This window comes from Nonomuraea sp. B12E4, assembly GCF_039871825.1.
GTDB lineage: Bacteria > Actinomycetota > Actinomycetes > Streptosporangiales > Streptosporangiaceae > Nonomuraea.
In genome coordinates this window covers 53,000-70,947 of the sequence record NZ_JBDPME010000027.1, presented here as the reverse complement: position 1 = coordinate 70,947, position 17,948 = coordinate 53,000, and the positions used below count along the sequence as shown (strand labels likewise).

At 70.5% G+C, this 17,948-nt stretch carries 19 protein-coding genes; 8 read left to right on the top strand and 11 right to left on the bottom strand.

Annotation, left to right across the window (positions count from 1 at the left end; genetic code table 11):
- The first annotated feature begins 22 nt into the window (after nucleotides 1-22).
- Genes ABGB18_RS39555 through ABGB18_RS39540 form a run of 4 tightly spaced genes read left to right on the top strand, consistent with a single transcriptional unit; the run spans nucleotide 23 to nucleotide 3,842 of the window.
- Complete coding sequence (locus ABGB18_RS39555; protein WP_347700798.1) at nucleotides 23-895, top strand: sugar isomerase; 873 nt, start codon at nucleotides 23-25, stop codon at nucleotides 893-895.
- Entirely contained in the window at nucleotides 892-2,028 is a 1,137-nt protein-coding gene (gene nagA, locus ABGB18_RS39550) for an N-acetylglucosamine-6-phosphate deacetylase (protein WP_347700797.1), read from the top strand. The genes ABGB18_RS39555 and nagA overlap by 4 nt, the downstream gene beginning before the upstream one ends.
- On the top strand, nucleotides 2,025-3,005 hold the full coding sequence (locus tag ABGB18_RS39545; protein WP_347700796.1) for a 1-phosphofructokinase family hexose kinase: 981 nt from the start codon (nucleotides 2,025-2,027) through the stop codon (nucleotides 3,003-3,005). The genes nagA and ABGB18_RS39545 overlap by 4 nt, the downstream gene beginning before the upstream one ends.
- Nucleotides 3,006-3,017: 12 nt before the next feature.
- Nucleotides 3,018-3,842, top strand: coding sequence for a class II fructose-bisphosphate aldolase (locus ABGB18_RS39540; RefSeq protein WP_347700795.1), 825 nt, complete (start codon nucleotides 3,018-3,020; stop codon nucleotides 3,840-3,842).
- Here ABGB18_RS39540 and ABGB18_RS39535 read toward each other — a convergent pair.
- From ABGB18_RS39535 to ABGB18_RS39525, 3 genes are all read right to left on the bottom strand, one after another.
- Entirely contained in the window at nucleotides 3,832-4,266 is a 435-nt protein-coding gene (locus ABGB18_RS39535; protein WP_347700794.1) for a GNAT family N-acetyltransferase, read from the bottom strand. The genes ABGB18_RS39540 and ABGB18_RS39535 overlap by 11 nt on opposite strands.
- Nucleotides 4,263-5,039 (bottom strand): aminoglycoside phosphotransferase family protein, encoded by a 777-nt coding sequence (locus ABGB18_RS39530; protein ID WP_347700793.1) that lies wholly within the window; start codon nucleotides 5,037-5,039, stop codon nucleotides 4,263-4,265. Before ABGB18_RS39530 ends, ABGB18_RS39535 begins: the two co-directional genes overlap by 4 nt.
- Before the next feature lie 102 nt (nucleotides 5,040-5,141).
- Nucleotides 5,142-5,561 carry a nuclear transport factor 2 family protein gene (locus ABGB18_RS39525; RefSeq protein WP_347700792.1) on the bottom strand — a complete coding sequence of 140 codons (420 nt, stop codon included), beginning with the start codon at nucleotides 5,559-5,561 and terminating at the stop codon, nucleotides 5,142-5,144.
- Between the two features lie 93 nt (nucleotides 5,562-5,654).
- Here ABGB18_RS39525 and ABGB18_RS39520 point away from each other — a divergent pair, with 93 nt between their 5' ends.
- Nucleotides 5,655-6,341 (top strand): TetR/AcrR family transcriptional regulator, encoded by a 687-nt coding sequence (locus ABGB18_RS39520; protein WP_347700791.1) that lies wholly within the window; start codon nucleotides 5,655-5,657, stop codon nucleotides 6,339-6,341.
- A 481-nt stretch (nucleotides 6,342-6,822) separates the two neighbouring features.
- Here ABGB18_RS39520 and ABGB18_RS39515 read toward each other — a convergent pair whose 3' ends face one another.
- From ABGB18_RS39515 to guaB, 3 genes are all read right to left on the bottom strand, one after another.
- The gene (locus ABGB18_RS39515) at nucleotides 6,823-7,095 is read right to left on the bottom strand and encodes a hypothetical protein (RefSeq protein WP_347700790.1); all 273 of its coding nucleotides are present in this window, start codon (nucleotides 7,093-7,095) and stop codon (nucleotides 6,823-6,825) included.
- A 61-nt stretch (nucleotides 7,096-7,156) separates the two neighbouring features.
- Nucleotides 7,157-8,278: a GuaB3 family IMP dehydrogenase-related protein gene (locus tag ABGB18_RS39510; protein WP_347700789.1), complete on the bottom strand. Its 1,122-nt coding sequence runs from the start codon at nucleotides 8,276-8,278 to the stop codon at nucleotides 7,157-7,159.
- A 4-nt stretch (nucleotides 8,279-8,282) separates the two neighbouring features.
- Nucleotides 8,283-9,764 (bottom strand): IMP dehydrogenase, encoded by a 1,482-nt coding sequence (guaB, locus tag ABGB18_RS39505; protein ID WP_347700788.1) that lies wholly within the window; start codon nucleotides 9,762-9,764, stop codon nucleotides 8,283-8,285.
- 498 nt (nucleotides 9,765-10,262) lie between these two features.
- Here guaB and ABGB18_RS39500 point away from each other — a divergent pair, with 498 nt between their 5' ends.
- Nucleotides 10,263-11,252 carry a helix-turn-helix transcriptional regulator gene (locus tag ABGB18_RS39500; RefSeq protein WP_347700787.1) on the top strand — a complete coding sequence of 330 codons (990 nt, stop codon included), beginning with the start codon at nucleotides 10,263-10,265 and terminating at the stop codon, nucleotides 11,250-11,252.
- Nucleotides 11,253-11,395: 143 nt separating this feature from the next.
- Nucleotides 11,396-11,773, top strand: coding sequence for a DUF5319 domain-containing protein (locus tag ABGB18_RS39495; RefSeq protein WP_090930411.1), 378 nt, complete (start codon nucleotides 11,396-11,398; stop codon nucleotides 11,771-11,773).
- A 109-nt stretch (nucleotides 11,774-11,882) separates the two neighbouring features.
- Here ABGB18_RS39495 and ABGB18_RS39490 read toward each other — a convergent pair whose 3' ends face one another.
- From ABGB18_RS39490 to groES, 5 genes are all read right to left on the bottom strand, one after another.
- Entirely contained in the window at nucleotides 11,883-12,518 is a 636-nt protein-coding gene (locus tag ABGB18_RS39490) for a sigma-70 family RNA polymerase sigma factor (RefSeq protein ID WP_132334441.1), read from the bottom strand.
- 173 nt (nucleotides 12,519-12,691) lie between these two features.
- Nucleotides 12,692-13,417 (bottom strand): carboxylesterase family protein, encoded by a 726-nt coding sequence (locus ABGB18_RS39485; protein ID WP_347700786.1) that lies wholly within the window; start codon nucleotides 13,415-13,417, stop codon nucleotides 12,692-12,694.
- A gap of 89 nt (nucleotides 13,418-13,506) precedes the next feature.
- The gene (locus ABGB18_RS39480; RefSeq protein WP_347700785.1) at nucleotides 13,507-14,109 is read right to left on the bottom strand and encodes a hypothetical protein; all 603 of its coding nucleotides are present in this window, start codon (nucleotides 14,107-14,109) and stop codon (nucleotides 13,507-13,509) included.
- Between the two features lie 139 nt (nucleotides 14,110-14,248).
- Nucleotides 14,249-15,868 carry a chaperonin GroEL gene (groL, locus tag ABGB18_RS39475; RefSeq protein ID WP_347700784.1) on the bottom strand — a complete coding sequence of 540 codons (1,620 nt, stop codon included), beginning with the start codon at nucleotides 15,866-15,868 and terminating at the stop codon, nucleotides 14,249-14,251.
- 72 nt (nucleotides 15,869-15,940) lie between these two features.
- On the bottom strand, nucleotides 15,941-16,255 hold the full coding sequence (gene groES / locus ABGB18_RS39470; protein WP_197093639.1) for a co-chaperone GroES: 315 nt from the start codon (nucleotides 16,253-16,255) through the stop codon (nucleotides 15,941-15,943).
- 261 nt (nucleotides 16,256-16,516) lie between these two features.
- Between groES and ABGB18_RS39465 the strand changes: the two genes are divergently transcribed.
- Entirely contained in the window at nucleotides 16,517-17,707 is a 1,191-nt protein-coding gene (locus ABGB18_RS39465) for a methyltransferase domain-containing protein (protein WP_347700783.1), read from the top strand.
- Nucleotides 17,708-17,948: the final 241 nt, after the last annotated feature.

Genomic DNA, 17,948 nt, shown 5'->3' with positions numbered 1-17,948 from the left:
ATCAATCATGTGGAGGCAAGTGGTGACCACCCACACCGAGGCCGAGATCGCGTCGCAGCCGGAGTGCTGGCGCCGCGCCGTCGCGAACGTGCCCGCTGACGTGCTGCCGCGCCGGGGCGAGCGGGTCGCCGTCGTCGGCTGCGGGACCTCGTGGTTCATCGCGATGGCGTACGCGGCGCTGCGGGAACGGGCCGGGCACGGCGAGACCGACGCGTTCGCCGCCTCCGAGGCCCCGATCGGGCGCCGCTACGACCGGGTGCTCGCGCTCACCCGCTCAGGCACCACGACCGAGGTGCTGGAGCTGCTGGCCAGGACGGACACGAGGACCACGGCCATCACCGCCGACCCGGACACGCCGATCATGTCGGCCGCCGACGAGGTCGTCGTGCTCGACTACGCCGACGAGCGTTCGGTCGTGCAGACCAGGTTCGCCACCACCCAACTGGCCATGCTGCGCGCCTCGCTCGGCGAGGACCTGGCCGGGGCGGTCGACGACGCCGAGCGGGCCGTGGCCGCGCCGCTGCCCGACGCGCTGGTCAACGCCGAGCAGTTCAGCTTCCTCGGCACCGGCTGGTCGGTGGGCCTGGCCCAGGAGGCGGCGCTGAAGATGCGCGAGGCGTCCCGCTCGTGGACGGAGGCCTACCCGGCAATGGAATACCGGCACGGCCCGATCAGCATCGCCGCGCCGGGGCGGGTGACCTGGATGCTCGGCACCGCGCCGGACGGCCTGCGCGCGCAGGTCGAGGGGACCGGCGCCACGTTCTTCGAGAGCGGGCTCGACCCGATGGCCGAGCTGGTCCGCGCCCAGCGGGTGGCCGTGGCCAGGGCGTTCGCCCGCGGGCTCAACCCCGACGAGCCCATGCACCTCACGCGATCTGTGATCCTTTCTTCATGAGCCTTACTCTTGCCGACGCCAGGATCGTGACCCCCGAGGGAGTTCACGAGGGGTGGCTGACCATCGAAGACGGCCGCATCACGCATGTCGGCCACGGATCCGCCCCGAGTCCCGGCCTGAGCGTGGGCGGGCGGCACGTGGTGCCCGGGTTCGTGGACATCCACAACCACGGCGGCGCGGGCGGTTCCTTCCCGACCGGCGAGCAGGACAAGGCGCGTGAGGCGGTGGCGCTGCACCGCCGCCACGGCACCACGACGATGATGGCCAGCCTGGTGACCGACTCGATCGACGGGCTCACCAGGGCCGCCGCCTCGCTGGCCGAGCTGTGCGAGGAGGGGCTGCTGGCCGGGATCCACTTCGAGGGCCCCTACATCGCCAGGGCCCGCTGCGGCGCGCACGACCCGACGCTGCTGCGCGAGCCGTCGCCGCGGGAGTTCGCGGAGCTGGTGAAGGCGGGGCGCGGGCACGTGCGCATGCTGACCGTCGCCGCCGAGCTGCCCGGGGCGCTCGACACGATCCGCCTGGCGACCGCCGAGGGCGTCATCGCCGCGGTGGGGCACAGCGACGCCGACTACGACCAGACGCTGGCCGGCATCGAGGCGGGCGCGAGCGTGGCCACGCATCTCTACAACGCGATGCCGCCGCTGGGGCACCGCGCCCCGGGACCGGTGGCGGCGCTGCTGCAGGACGAACGGGTGACGGTCGAGCTGATCAACGACGGCGTGCACGTGCATCCGGCCATGCTGCGGCTGGCCTACGAGGTGGCGGGGCCCGGCAGGACCGCGCTGATCACGGACGCGATGTCGGCCACCGGCCTGGGCGACGGCGACTACGTGCTCGGGCCCATGCGGGTGCGGGTGGCCGGCGGCGTGGCCCGGCTGGCCGAGGGCGAGTCCATCGCGGGATCCACGCTGACCATGGACGTCGCGTTCCGGCGCAGCGTCCAGGAGGTGGGGATGTCCCTGCCCGACGCGGTCCAGGTGGCCTCGCTGACGCCCGCCCGGGTGCTCGGCCTGGCCGACCGGATCGGCTCGATCGCCGTCGGCAAGGCGGCCGACCTGGTGGTGCTGTCCGACGCGCTGGAGGTGACCGGAGTGATGAAGGACGGCGGCTGGATCTCGGAGCCGCGATGATCCTCACTGTGACGCTCAACGCCGCGCTCGACGTCACCTACCAGGTGCCCGCCGTGGACTGGGACGGGGTCAACCGGGTGCGGGCGGTGCACCGGCGGGCCGGCGGCAAGGGCGTCAACGTGGCCAGGGTGCTCGCCGCGCTCGGCCAGGACGTGCTGGTCAGCGGGCTGGTGGGCGGTCCCATCGGCCAGGCGATCGAGGCGGACCTGCGGGCGGCGGGCCTGCCCAGCGCGCTCACCGGCATCACCGCCGACTCCCGCACGACCCTGGCGGTCTCGGAGACCCCGCCGACAGGGCCCTCCGGCACGCCTGCGACACCGGAGGGCCCGGAGGCGTCCGGCGGCCGGGCGGAGGGCGGGTCCCGGCGGACGGCCCTGTTCAACGAGCCCGGGCCCGAGGTCACGCCGGGCGAGCTGGCGGACTTCACCCGGTGCTACACCTCGCTGCTGTCCGGCGCCGACGTGGTGGTCATCTCGGGCAGCCTGCCGCGCGGGATCCCGCTGGACACCTACGCCGCCCTGGCCGCCATCGCGGCCGACCGGGGCGTGCCCGCCATCGTGGACGCCGACGGCGAGCCGCTGCGCCACGCGCCCAGGGGCCGGCCCGCCGTGCTCAAGCCCAACGCGGAGGAGCTGGCCAGGGCCGTGCCCGGCGGCACCCCGGCCGAGGGCGCGCGGGCACTGCGCGACCAGGGCGCGGAGTCGGTGGTCGTGTCCATGGGCGCCGCCGGGCTGCTGGCCGTGACCGGGGAGGGGACCTTCCGGGCGCGGATGCCGTACGAGGTGGCGGGAAACCCGACCGGCGCCGGCGACTCGCTGGTGGCGGGGCTGGCGCTGGGCCTGGCCGAGTCGGCACCGTGGCCGGAGCGGCTGCGGCGGGCGGCGGCGCTGGGCGCGGCCGCCGTGGCCGCGCCGGTGGCCGGCGAGTTCGACCGGGACGTGTACGCCGACATCCACCCCCAGATCATCATCACGTAAGGAGCACACGTCATGCCCCTGGCCGCCCTCGGCGACATCATCGGCGCGTCACCCACCGGGGTGGGCGCGTTCAACGTGATCCAGCTCGAACACGCCACCGCCATCGTGGCCGGCGCCGAGGCCCTGGGCCTGCCGGTCGTGCTGCAGATCAGCGAAAACTGCGTGCGCTACCACGGCGCCCTGGAGCCCCTCGCCCAGGCCACGCTCGCCGTCGCCAGGCGCGCCGAGGTGCCGGTGGCCGTGCACCTCGACCACGCCACCGGCCGCGCACTCGTGGAGGAGGCGGTGGAGCTGGGGCTGGGCTCGGTGATGTACGACGCCTCGGCGCTGCCCGACGAGGACAACGTCCGCACCACGACCGAGGTGGCCGCCTGGTGCCACGAACGCGGCGTGTGGGTGGAGGCCGAGCTGGGCGAGGTCGGGGGCAAGGACGGGGTGCACGCGCCCGGGGCCCGTACCAAACCGCATGAGGCGGTCGACTACGTGGCCAGGACCGGCGTGGACGCGCTGGCCGTGGCCGTGGGCACCTCGCACGCCATGACCACCAAGGACGCGGTGCTGGACCTGGAGCTCGTCGCCGAGCTGCACGCGGCCGTGCCCGTGCCGCTGGTGCTGCACGGCTCGTCCGGAGTGCCGGACGACGTGCTGCGCGAAGCCGTACGGCACGGCATGAAGAAGATCAACATCGCGACCCACCTGAACAAGGCGTTCACCGGAGCGGTACGCGACTACCTGGCCCACGACGAGCGGGTGGTCGACCCCCGCAAATATGTCAAAGCCGGCCGGGACGCCGTGGCCAGGGAGGTCACCCACCTGCTGGGCGTGCTCACGAGCTGAGCCGCTTGCGCATCAGCACGGCCGAGCGGCCCTCGATCCCCGCCCGGCCGGTCTCGACGTAGCCGAGCGACTCGTACAGCGCGATGTTCGAGGTCATCTTGACGTTGGTGTAGAGGCGCAGGTCGGGCAGCCCGAGCCGGCGCGCCTCCCGCTCGGCGTGGGCCATCAGCCCGCGCCCGATGCCCCTGCCGTGGCGGTCGGGGCGTACGGCGACGTTCTCCACCAGCAGCACGCCGTCCTCGGGCACGAGCACGATGAGCCCGTCGAGGTCGTCGGTGACGTGCACGTGGCCCGCGGCGATGAGCGCGGCGTAGTCGGCCTCCATCGGCAGCGGCCGCATGCCGACGACCTCGACCCACGGCTCGTAGGCGGCGTGCACCAGCCGCTCGACTTCAGCTCTGTCCTCAGGGCGCGCGAGTCTCACGCGCCCAATGTTGCCAGCACCCGTTCGACCTGCCGCTCGAAGGTCCCCGGCGGATTGCGCGGGTGCTCGTGCGAGAGCAGGAACAACCAGACGAGCGCCTGCACCTTCCGGCACTCGCGCATCCGACGCTCCTCGTGCGGGCTCAGCTCGAAGCGGCGGGCGATCTCCACCTCGCCGTCCACCCACATCGACACGTGCTCGGCCAGCTCGGCCAGCTCGTACGCCAGGTCGCTGCGGCCGGAATCCTCGAAGTCGACGATGCGTACGCGGCTGCCGTCCCACAGGAAGTTGGCCAGATTGCCGTCCCCTGCCCCGAACACCGGGGTGATCCCCGCCTCGCCCGGCGACCACCGCTCCAGCCAGCGCAGGCCCTCCTTCACGGCCCGGTCGGACAGCGGGTCCCGGGGCCGCCAGCCGGCGCCCCGCCGGCTGACCCAGTCGACGACCGCCTGGCGCTGCCACGGGCGCACCGGCAGGGTCCGCAGAACCTGGGCCGGAACGGCGGCGTACAGCTCGGCCAGGGCGTCGGCCATGGCCGCGAGGTGCACGCCGCGCTCGAACAGCCCGCGCAGCGGCACTCCGGCGATCCTGGACATCCGCACGACGCCTTCCTCGAACATGATCGGCTCCGGCGCCAGCCCGGGTGCATGTTCCGCCAGCAAGGTGAGCGCCCGCCACTCACGCTCGGCGGCGCCCGGCTTGCTGTCCACGAACCGCTTGGTCACGACGTCGTCGTCGTAAGCCAGCTCGTGCGTGTGCTGGAGATCGGCCATGTCCGCATGCTAGGACACGAGCCAGGGCCCCAGCCGCTCGACAGCGCTGGTCAGAAGCCTGCGCATGTCTCCTGGCCTCTGGCCGATCGGCGACGGCCGGTGCTAAGTCTGCTCGGACTTCAACTCCCCTACGAGCTCCTCCCGGAACCTGGCCGCGGCCAGCGGGTTGCCGTAGTCCCGCGAGTGCACGATCAGCCCGTCCCGCACGCGCATCACCATGATGTACGAGAGCACGACCGGCCGGCCGGAGCCGATGAGCGTACTGTGCAGGTCGTATTCGAGGACGACCACCTCGGGATCGGCGGTCTCGTGGATCACCACGTTGTCGACCCTGTCACGGCGGATGGTCCTCGCCGCCCGCTCGAACCTGTCCCGGTGCCCCTCCCGCCCCTCGAACCTGGTCGGCACGCCCTCCGGCACGAAGGGGATCTCGATCACCGAGTCCTCGGCGTACAGGTCGGCGAGCCCGCCGCCGATCGGCGTGTCCAGGAACCGCTCGGCCATCTCTCGTGCGGACGACATCACATACCTCCAAGGTGAACTAGAATTCGGAACGCACTGTCCGCTTAGACGTTACGGAACATTCGTTCCGGTTGTCAATCCTGGAGCCGCCACATGACCGTCGCGGGCCGCGCGGACGCCCGCCGCAACCGCGCCCAGATCCTGGCGGCGGCGCAGGCCGCGTTCGCCGAGCAAGGGTCGTCGGTGCCGCTCGACGCCATAGCCCGCCAGGCCGGCGTGGGAGCGGGCACCCTCTACCGGCACTTCCCCGACAAGCAGTCGCTGTTCGCGGCGGTGGTGCGCGAGCGCGTCGAGCGACTCGTCGAGGAGATCTCCGCCCTGGCCCACACCGGCCGCTCCGACCCGGGCGGGGCCTTCTTCGCGGCCTTCGAGCGGTCGGTCGAGCAGGTGGGCTACAACAAGGCGCTGTGCGAGTCACTGGCCTCGGACGCGCGGCTGTCGGCCGCACCGGACGCGCGCGACGGCTACCGGGCCGCGCTGGCCGCCCTGCTGTCGCGCGCCCAGGAGGCCGGGGCCGTCCGCCCCGACGTGACGGCGACCGAGGTGATGGGCCTGGTCGCGGGCTGCGCCGCCATGGCCGGCTTCGCCACCGTCGGGTCCGGGCGCATCACGTCCATCGTCATGGACGGGCTCAGACCGACTGCCGTAACGAAACATAACGAAACTAGCTGCGCGGAGTGCGGCTCCCCCATCCCCTCCACCGGCACCGGCCGCCCGGCCCGCTTCTGCGGCAACGCCTGCCGCCAGCGCGCCCACCGCCGCCGCCACGCCCGCGCGTGACCACGCTCACACGCCCACCCGATCGCCGTCCGGCCTCGATCACCACGGGACGGGGCGGCCATCGCGGAAGAAGCCGCCGGTCGGCCCGTTGCCGGGCAGGTCCACCGCCCAGAGCACGCTCCACCTCCCGATCCGCCTCGGAGGCCCGCTGCCACGTGTCGTAGTGGATGGCCGCGTTGTTGACCAGCACGTCCACCCGCCCGTACGCCCGGCCGACATCATGGGCGAACCGCTCGACGGAGCCCGCGTCGGACACGTCGAGCTGCCACGCCTCCACCACCCCGCCCGCGCCGGACCGCCCTGTCTCCAGGGCCCTGCCCAGCTCGGCGGCGGCCTTCTCCGCCTTGCCCAGGTCCCTGGCCGTCAGCACCACGAGGTCACCAGCCCGGGCGAGCTGCCCCGCCACCTCACGCCCGATCCCCCGATTGGCCCCTGACCACGCACACCCGACGCCGCGTCATCACAACTTCCTCCGGCGGCATCAGCCGCGTGCCTCCCGCGCCATCATCTCGACCGCGCGCTTGGCGTCCAGCAGGGAAGCCCCGGTCGCCTGCCGGTAGATCTTGATCGCCGTAACCGTCTTGCCGCCGCGCAACGCGTCGTAGAACTCCGGCGGCAGGCGCGGACCCCTGGCCTGGACGGCACCGCCCGCGGAAGCCTGGACGGCACCGCCCCTGGAATCGGCACCGAGCAGCCGCTGCAGGTGGGCCACCTGTTCCTCGAGCCGGGCGACTCTCTCCTCAAGGGACTCCATACCGGAACATTACTTCACCATTGGGCGGCCCCTCAGCCACGGACGGGCCGCCCCAGGTGTTTCAGCGCTGGATCGGGGCGACCACGACCTCCACCCGCTGGAACTCCTTGATGTCCGAGTAGCCGGTCGAGGCCATCGTCCGCCGGAGCGCCCCCATCAGGTTCATCGAGCCGTCCGCCACGCTCGACGGCCCGTGCAGGATCTGCTCCAGCGTGCCCACCGTGCCGAACTCGACCCTCCGCCCCCGCGGCAGGTCCGGGTGGTGGGCCTCCGAGCCCCAGTGGAACCCGTGCCCGGGCGCCTCGGCCGCCCGCGCCAGCGGCGAGCCCACCATCACGGCGTCGGCGCCGCACGCGATGGCCTTGGCGATGTCGCCCGACGTGCCCATGCCGCCGTCCGCGACCACGTGCACGTAACGCCCGCCCGACTCGTCCATGTAGTCGCGCCGCGCCGCCGCCACGTCCGAGATCGCCGTGGCCATCGGCACGGCGACGCCCAGCACGTTGCGGGTCGTGTGCGAGGCACCGCCGCCGAAGCCGACCAGCACCCCGGCCGCGCCCGTGCGCATGAGGTGCAGGGCGGCGGTGTAGGTGGCGCAGCCGCCCACGATGACCGGCACGTCCAGCTCGTAGATGAACTGCTTGAGGTTGAGCGGCTCGGCCCGCCCCGACACGTGCTCGGCGGAGACTGTGGTGCCGCGGATGACGAAGATGTCCACACCCGCGTCGATCACGGCCTTGTGGTACTGGACGGTGCGCTGCGGCGACAGCCGCACGGCCGTGGTGACCCCGGAGGCGCGGATCTCCTCGATCCGCTGCCCGATCAGGTCCTCCCTGATCGGCGCGGCGTAGATCTCCTGGAGCCGCTTGGTGGCCGCGGCCGCGTCGAGGGTGGCGCACTCCTCCAGCAGCGGCGACGGGTTCTCGTAGCGGGTCCAGAGCCCTTCGAGGTCGAGCGGCGCGAGCCCGCCGAGCCGGCCGATCTCGATCGCGGTGGCGGGTGAGACCACGCTGTCCATGGGGGCGACGACCACGGGCAGCTCGAACCGGTAGGCGTCGATCTGCCAGGCGATCGAGACTTCCTCCGGGTCACGGGTGCGCCTCGATGGCACCAGACCGATCTCGTCAAGTGAGTATGCCCGCCGCCCGGTCTTCCCCCGGCCGATCTCCACCTGCTGAGTCATGAAGTTACCTTCTGTGATAGTTCGGAGCTTCCACGGTCATCTGGATGTCGTGGGGGTGGCTCTCCTTGAGCCCGGCGGCCGTGATCGGCATGAGCTCGCAGTCGGTGTGCATCTGCGTGATCGTCCGGCAGCCCGCATACCACATGCCCTGGCGCAGCCCGCCGACGAGCTGGTGCGCCACGGCCGCCACCGGGCCCCGGTAGGGCACCTGACCCTCGATGCCCTCGGGGATGTATTTGTCCTCGCCGCCCACCTCGGCCTGGGCGTAGCGGTCCTTGCTGAAGGAGGTGCCGCCGCGCTCGCGGTTGCGCACGGCGCCCAGCGACCCCATCCCCCGGTACGACTTGAACTGCTTGCCGTTGATGAAGATCAGCTCACCGGGCGACTCCTCGCAGCCGGCGAGCAACGAGCCCAGCATGACCGTGTCCGCCCCGGCGGCGATGGCCTTGACGATGTCGCCGGAGTATTGCAGCCCGCCGTCGCCGATCACCGGGATCCCGGCCGGCCCGCACGCCTTCGCGGCCTCGTAGATGGCCGTGACCTGCGGCGCCCCGACCCCGGCCACCACCCGGGTGGTGCAGATGGAGCCCGGCCCGACGCCCACCTTGACCGCGTCGGCCCCGGCGTCGACCAGCATCTGGGCGCCGGCCCTGGTGGCGATGTTGCCGCCGATGACCTCGACCTTGCTGTTGGCCTTGACCTTCGCGATCATGTCGGCCAGCCCCTTGGAGTGCCCGTGGGCCACGTCCACGACCACCACGTCGACCCCGGCCTCGATCAGCGCCTTGGCCCTGATCTCGGCGTCGCCGCCGACGCCCACGGCCGCCCCCACGATGAGCCGGCCGTCGGCGTCCTTGGTGGAAAGCGGATATTGCTCGCTCTTGGTGAAGTCTTTGACCGTGATCAGCCCGCGCAGCCGGCCGTCAGCGTCGACCAGCGGCAGCTTCTCGATCTTGTTCTGTCCGAGCAGGGCGAACGCCTCGTCGCGCGAGACCCCCACCCGCGCGGTCACCAGCGGCATCTTGGTCATGACCTCGCGCACGGGCCGCGAGTGGTCGGTCTCGAAGCGCATGTCGCGGTTGGTCACGATCCCCACCAGCGTGCCGGACTCGTCCGTCACAGGCACACCCGAGATCCGGTATGTCGCGCACAACCGCTCGACGTCGGCCAGCGTGTCATCCGGGCTGCAGGTCACCGGGTTGGTGACCATCCCGGCCTCGGACCGCTTGACCAGGTCGACCTGCTGGGCCTGCTCCTCGACCGACAGGTTGCGGTGCAGGATGCCGATGCCGCCCTGCCGCGCCATGGCGACCGCCATGCGGGCCTCGGTGACGGTGTCCATGGCCGCGGAGACCAGCGGGATGGACAGCGTGATGCCGCGGGACAGGCGCGACCTGGTGTCGGCCTCACCCGGCTGGAGATCTGAATAGGCCGGGACCAGCAGCACGTCGTCGAAGGTCAATCCCACCTCGGTGAACTTGGACATGCTGCGGCCCCTCCTGCCATCTGTGCTGATTGACACAAGTCTAGGGCCTGCCGCCAAACCCGTCTTCAGGGCCTCACCGGCACCATGGGCCCGATCCCGCAGGGGAGGCGAGGGGACCCGCCTGATGCCGGGAGCACGATGACCCCCACGGCCCGTCGTACCCCCGGCATCAAAAAAGTGCCGGGGGATGGAACGGTCGGTGATCCGTCCCATCCTCCGGCCACCGGCATCCGAGCATGGCGGCGCGTCACGCCACCGAACCCCCCTCCGCGTCCTGATGGCCCGCCCCGCCGTGCTTTTTCCGGATGCCGACGCTAGGTAAAGCCTGCGTTACTCAACGGAACACCGCAATGTGAAAACGTGCAATTGCACGAAGTTGCATGTCCGCGCCGACGAGTCATCGCAACGAGAAGACACGGAAGTAATGCGGGGTTATCCTCGCGGCACGCCCGTGTCCCCCCAACGGAGCCGCCCATAATGCCCAACGAGCCCCGAACCGTGTCCGACCCCTTCGAGACGCTGGGTCTCGACCCTGCCCAGAGCGCGCTGTACACGGCGGTTCTCCGTCTGCACCGAGCCACCCGCACCGACATCGCGCTGGCCATGGACGATCCGGTCGAGAAGGTCGGTCACCAGCTCGACGACCTCGTCAAGCTGGGCGTGATCCACGAGCAGTCCGGCCACTATCTCGCCAGGCATCCCGCGGCGGCGCTGGGGCGGGTGATCGCCGAGCGGCTCGACCGGCTGGCCGCGGAAAGCCGCATGATCGACTCGGCGCTCGGCTCGATCCGGGGCCTGATTCGCGACTATGACGCCGGGCGCGACTACCAGAGCGGCTCTTTCATGGTCGAGATGGCCAGCGGCGCCGACATCCTGTACGAGAGCGTCGTGGGCATCGCCATTCAGTCGCCGCCGATGACATTACTTACCGGCATTCCCGACGAACGCACTATGATCGATTTTGCCCGCAAATTTGCGGATCCCTGGATTGATGCGCAAAAACGAAACCTTCTCACCGTTCATGCCGTCGTCCCGGTCTCCACTCTCATGCTGCCCGGCGTCCGCGACCAACTCACCCGCCTGCTCGAAACCGGGGGCAAAGTACGCACGCTGGACCGGGTGCCGAGCTGGTTCATGACCGCGGGCCCGGAGGTCGCCGGCCTGCCCTCCGTGTGGGGCGGCAACCTGCCCGACAATGCCTACAACTTCTACCTCGTACGCACCCCGGTCGTCGTGGGCGTCCTGCGGACGCTCTTCGACGAGCTGTGGGCCAAGGCCCTGCCCCTGCCCTGGGGGCGCCGGGGCGACGGGGCGATCCGGGTGCTGCGCCTGGCGGCACAGGGCATGTGCGACGAGTCGATAGCCCGCCAGCTCGGGATCTCGGTGCGTACGGTCCGGGCCAGATTCGCGGACGCCATGGCCGAGTTGGGCGCCCAGTCCCGCTTCCACGCCGGCGCGGAGGCGGCCAGACGCGGCTGGCTCCGCTGAGCCCGGACATCGCCGAAAACACCACCTGAGCCGCACGGCGAGCAACGGCCCGGCCGCTGCCGGGATGGCCGGAAGCGGGCAGTGGCCCTCATGGGCTGAGGTATTACCCACCGCTCGGGCCGCATCGGTCATATGGTGGGAAGGTGCTGGAAGACGTCCCCCGCGACCCGTTCGCGGACGACCCGAACGACCCTTCCTCGGCGATGGGCGCGCTCGACGACGCCGAGCCACTCACCGCGGCCGAGCGTGACGAGGCCATCACCGACCTCGCCGACGTCGAGGTCTTTCGCTCCCTGCTCGAACCGCAGGGCGTGCTCGGCCTCGTGCTCGACTGCCCTGAATGCGGCGAGCAGCACTTCTTCGACTGGGAGCTGCTGCGCGGCAACCTACGACAAATGATCGAGAAAGGCCAGCCCCAGGTCCACGAACCGGCCTTTCACCCTGACCCGGCCGACTATGTCAGCTGGGAGTACGCCAGAGGCTATGTCGATGGCGTCATCGACACGGAGGAACGCCGCTGACCGACATCATCGAGCAGCACGGCCAGCACCCGCACCGCTGGATCGGCTGAGTCAGGCATCTCCCCACGACCGAGCGCATCAAGCAGCGCGTCGGTCTCGTCCTCTGGCGTCAAGCTGACTCCAGCTCCGCCATCTGCCGCAACCTGGCCAGCGCCCGATGCTGGGCGACGCGGACCGCACCTGGTGACATACCGAGTACATTACCGGTCTCCTCAGCGGACAGCCCCGACACCACCCGCAACAACAGCAACTCCCGCTGGTTTTCCGGAAGCCGGGCCAGCAGTCTGCGCGCGTGCTCGACCTCGATGTAGCGGACCACCGTCTCCTCGGGCCCGGGCCCGTCATCCGGGCCGTCGGGCAGATCCTGGGTCGGCACGGCGGACCGCACCGAACTCCGCAACGCGTCGGCCACTTTGTGCGAGGCGATCCCGAACACGAAGGAGGCGAACGGCCGCCCCATGTCCCGGTATCGCGGCAGCGCGGACAAGACCGCGATGCACACCTCCTGAGCTACGTCATCGGCAATGTGATATTGCCCAGAAACCCTGCCCAGCCTGGCGCGGCAATACCGCACCACCATCGGACGCAACTCACCGAGCAGGGATTCGATCGCACTGCGATCTCCCTGCACGGCGAGGCTCGTCAGTTCTCTAAGGTCGGAGTCATCCGTCCGTGCCGGAAGTCTCGACGCGAGCCTTACCCCAATTTTGGCGTCGGCGACGCTTCCCTCGCTCACGATAGGCATGATGCCCGCACTGATCCGGCCTGTCGTCATGGCGAACGGCTACGGATTGGTCACATTGAAGCGACGATAACCACCAGTAATCAAATGACCACACTAAGCCTTAACTGCTGACATAATGTTTCATCCCATAACCCGGAATGCACGACAATTGCCAGCCCCCAGACGCTTATCGCTCACTCCCGGTTTACTCCAATAATCCACCTTTCCCCCCCATTTCCCCCCAGAAGCCGCCATGGCGATACACGTCCACTGGCCTGACGGCGTCCGCTAGCCGTCGTCGAGGAGGCCGGACCGGTGGGCGAGCAGGCCGGCCTGGGTCCGGTTGGCCAGGCCCAGCTTGTCGAGCAGGCGGGAGACGTAACTCTTGACCGCGCCAGATAGCCGAGCACACCGAGCCGGAACTCCACCGTGACCACCACCACGCCGCCCTCGGCAGCCAGGCGGCGCGGGTCGTAGTCCGCGCCGCGGCCGGCGTTGAAGCCGCCGCCGTGCAGCCACACCATCACCAGCCTGGGCCCGCGAGCCGCCTTCCGCGGCACGGTCACGTCCAGCGTGAGGCAGTCCTCGGCATCGCTGCTCTCCTTGGGATTCGGACTCGCCTGCGGGCAGGCCGGGCCGGAGGTGGTCGCGGGCACGACGCCCGGCCAAGCGGCCACGGGCTGGGGCGGCCGCCAGCGGAGGGCGCCGACGGGCGGTTTCGCGTAGCGGATGCCGCGGAACCGCAGCACGTCGTCGTCGTCGGCGCCGCAGATCCTGCCGCTGTCGAGCGCCACCACCGGTCCGGCGGCGCCGGCCCCCGCCGGGCGTCCGGCCTGTGGGACGGCCGTCCCGCAGGCCGGTAGGAGCAGGAGCGCCACGGCGCCCAGGCTCGCCATGATCCCGTTCTGTCGTGAACACATGCTCGGCACGCTAGGCACCGGCGCCCACCCGCCGGTACGACCGGAGGTCGCGACCCGGCGCCCGATGGTTGACAGCCGGGCGCCCCCGGTCATCCCGCCTGATCGTCCTGTACGTCGAGCAGATCCAGATACCCCTGGACGGCCTCCCACAGATGGTGCTCCGGATATCGGCCCAGCCCGCGATGCTCCCGCCGCCACCGCCGGTCCCAGTAGGACCCGTGCACGGCCCGCAGATGCTCCAGAGCCGTCCTGAGCTCGCCGGCGGCCTCGGCCCGCTCCTGCCCGGCCGCGGGCGCCACCCGGCGCGCCAGGTCCAACCGGCGCTCCCCCAGGGCGTCGAGCACGGCCTTCTCAACCCCGTCCAGCGACCAGAACCGGACCGGCCCCCGGATGAACGGGTTTCCGACCGGATCCTGGTGGGAGCGCCACCAGAAGGCGACCCCGCCCCGGTCCAGCCGCAGGAAGTCCACCAGCCAGGCGGTGCCCGGCGGGTGGGATCCCCAGGTCACCTCCTCCGGCGGCAGGTTCAGCACGAAGACGACCTCGATCTCCTCGATCGGATCGGCCCCGTCCAGCAGCGCGCCGAAGACGTAAGCCTCCCGCAGGAACGGCTCGTCCACCGGCACGCGCCTGGTCTGCTCGCACGCCTCGGCGAGCATCCGCAACCGCTCCACCGCCCGCCGATACCGCACCCCTGCTCCCTCCGCCGTCGCCGGTCCGCCACCTCACGAGCCGCCTGCCACCCCGGCTCCGCAAGCCCCCCGGCACACCCCCGCAAAAACCACACGGCCCGCATCCCTCAAGGATGCAGGCCGTGATGAGCAGGAAAGGTCAGTGGCCGTGGCCGTGACCGTGACCCTGGCCGGCGGCCGGGGCCTCCTCCTCGGGCTTGTCCACCACGAGCGCCTCGGTGGTGAGCAGCATGCCGGCGATCGAAGCCGCGTTCTGCACGGCCGACCGCGTGACCTTCACCGGGTCGATGACACCCTGGTCGATCAGGTTGCCGTATTCACCGGTCGCGGCGTTGAGGCCGTGACCCGCCTCGAGCTCGGCGATCTTGTGCGTGACCACGTAGCCCTCGAGACCGGCGTTCTCGGCGATCCAGCGGGCCGGCTCGACCAGCGCGCGGCGCACGATGGCGACACCGGTGGCCTCGTCGCCCGTCAGGCCGAGGTCGTCGAGCTCCTTGGAGACGTGGATCAGCGCGGTGCCACCGCCGGAGACGATGCCCTCCTCGATGGCGGCGCGCGTCGCGGAGATCGCGTCCTCCAGGCGGTGCTTCTTCTCCTTCAGCTCCACCTCGGTGGCGGCGCCGACACGCAGCACGCACACACCGCCGGCCAGCTTGGCCAGGCGCTCCTGCAGCTTCTCGCGGTCCCAGTCGGAGTCGGACTGCTCGATGGCAATCTTGATCTCCTTGACCCGGTCCTCGATGGCCTGCGCGTCGCCGGCGCCGTCGACGATGGTCGTGTTGTCCTTGGTGACCACGATGCGGCGGGCCGTGCCGAGCACTTCGAGACCGACGTGCTCCAGCTTGAGGCCGACCTCCTCGCTGACGACCTGGCCGCCGGTGAGGATGGCCATGTCCTGCAGCATCGCCTTGCGGCGGTCGCCGAAGCCCGGGGCCTTGACGGCCACGGAGGTGAACGTGCCGCGGATCTTGTTGGTGACCAGCACGGCCAGGGCCTCGCCCTCGACGTCCTCGGCCACCACGACCAGGGGCTTCTTGGTCTGGGCGATCTTCTCCAGCAGCGGCAGGAAGTCCGCGATGGAGGCGATCTTGCCCTGGGTGAGCAGGATGTAGGCGTCCTCGAGCACCGACTCCATCCGCTCGGGGTCGGTCACCATGTAGGCCGACAGGTAACCCTTGTCGAACTGCATGCCCTCGGTGAACTCGAGCTCCATGCCCATGGCGTTGGACTCTTCGACGGTGAGCACACCGTCCTTGCCCACCTTGTCGAACGCCTCGGCGATCAGGTCGCCGATCTGCGCGTCCTGCGCGGAGATCGTCGCGACGTTCGCGATCTCCTTCTTGTCCTCGACCGTGCGGGCGGAGGCGAGCAGCTTGTCGCTGATCTCCTTGGCGACCTTGTCGATGCCGCGCTTCAGCGACAGCGGCGAGGCGCCGGCCGCCACGTTGCGCAGGCCCTCGCGGACCATGGCCTGGGCCAGGACGGTCGCGGTGGTGGTGCCGTCGCCCGCGATGTCGTTGGTCTTGGTGGCAACTTCCTTGGCGAGCTGGGCGCCGAGGTTTTCGTAGCGCTCCTCCAGCTCGATCTCACGAGCGATGGTCACACCATCGTTCGTGATCGTCGGCGCACCGAACTTCTTGTCGATGACGACGTTGCGGCCACGCGGGCCGAGGGTAACCTTCACGGCGTCCGCGAGGGCGTTCACGCCACGCTCGAGCGCGCGGCGGGCGTCCTCGTTGAACTCCAGGATCTTCGCCATAGCTGAAAGTCCTCTCCTCGCGTCGAAAGCCCCGGCCGCCCACATGAGCGCCCGGGGCTCGACACATCCGACTTACTTCTCGATGATCGCGAGAACGTCGCGGGCGGAGAGCACGAGGTACTCCTCGCCGCCGTACTTGACCTCGGTGCCGCCGTACTTGCTGTAGAGGACGATGTCGCCCTCCGAGACGTCGAGCGGAATCCGCTTGTCGCCGTCCTCGTCCCAGTTGCCCGGGCCCACCGCGAGGACCTTGCCCTCCTGCGGCTTCTCCTTGGCGGTGTCCGGGATGACCAGGCCGGAAGCGGTGGTCTGCTCGGCCTCAAGCGGCTGAACCACAATGCGGTCGCCGAGCGGCTTAACGGGAACCTTGGTGGCGGTCGTCACGATCGGACCTCCCCTTCAGATTTGAATGATCTAGAAGAGGCGACCAGCTGGGCCTGCCGTCGCGGGTGTCAGACCTGCCTCGTCGCACGTTGGCACTCTCAAGGGGAGAGTGCCAACAGGAAACATATGCAAGAGGGGCTTGACAGTCAACACGAACGCGTCTGCTGTGAGCGATCAGACCGGAGATCCCCGCTCCCGGCGGCCTCCCGTTCCCTTACGACGCGCCGGTTCGAGCGCTCTACCAGGACGATAACGTCAATATCCGTGAACCTCGAAGCCTTCGCCGACCTGCTGACCCCGCGCGGGCAACGGGCGCTCGCCGAGGCCGGGGAGCTCACCGCCGCCGACCCGGTCGCCGCCGCCACGAGGCTCCGCAGGACATATGACGCCGCGCTCACCTCCGCCGCCCTCACCCAGGCGCGGCTCAGGGACCGCGCCAGGGCCAAGTTCGGCGCGGACGCCGGCCGGATGTACTTCACGCCCCACGGCCTGGAGCAGGCCACCCGGGCAGAGGTCGCCGCCCACCGCGCCCGCCGCATCGCCACCTGGCACGAGCACACCTCCCGTGAGCCCGACCGGCCCGGGCCCAGGGTGGTGGACGCCTGCTGCGGCATCGGCGGTGACCTGCTGGCGCTGGCCCGCGCCGGCTGCACCGTGACCGCCGTGGACACCGACCCGCTGACCGCGGCCGTGGCCAGGGCCAACGCCGAGGCGTTCGGCCTGCCCGCCGGCGTGTCCGTGGCGGATGCGGCGAGCGTCCGCCCGGAGGAGCACGACGTCCTGTTCGCCGACCCGGCCCGGCGGACGAGCAGGGGCCGGACGTTCGACCCCATGGCCTACTCCCCGCCCTGGCCCGTCGTGCTCGACCTGTTCGCCCGGGCCCGCCTGGCCTGCCTCAAGGTCGCCCCCGGCATCCCGTACGAGTTCATCCCCGGGGACGCCGAGGCCGAGTGGGTGTCCTTCAAGGGCGAGGTCAAGGAGGCCACCCTGTGGAAGGGCCCGGCGGGCGTCCGCCGAGCCACTCTGCTGCCCGGCGGGCACACCCTCACGGCCACCGGCGCCGAGGCCCCGGCCGGCCCGGTCGGGCGCTACCTCTACGAGCCCGACGGCGCCGCCGTCCGCGCGCACCTCGTCGGCGAGGTGGCCGAACTGGTCGGCGGCCGCCTGCCGGATCCGATGATCGCCTACATCACCGGTGACACCGCCGTGGACACCCCGTGGGCGGCGAGATACGAAATAGCGGACGCCATGCCGTTCTCCCTGAAAAAGCTGCGCGCCGAGCTCCGCAGGCGACAGGTCGGCAACGTCACCATCAAGAAGCGCGGTTCGGCCGTCGATATCGAACGCCTCAGAACGGACCTCCGGCTGAACGGCGACAATTCCGCGGTAATCATCCTGACCCGGATAGTGGACAAACCATCGGTCCTTATCTGTAACGCTCCTCCACCTGCTTGAACACCGTCAAATCAGCCATTACTCCGTTAACACGATCTTTCACTTCACCCCTGCCGGACCTTGATCGAAAGGCTAAGGTGGGCGGGCGGGAGTTCTCCCCCTAATGCGGTTATCCGCTTTCTCGCTCTTTCAACTGCAAACCGGACCTACCCAAAGCTGCGCGGCAGACCGTCGGCGAGCGAAGGAGCTTTTGGTGGACAATTCCAACCACACCACCCTTCTTCAGGCAGGCGCGCATCAA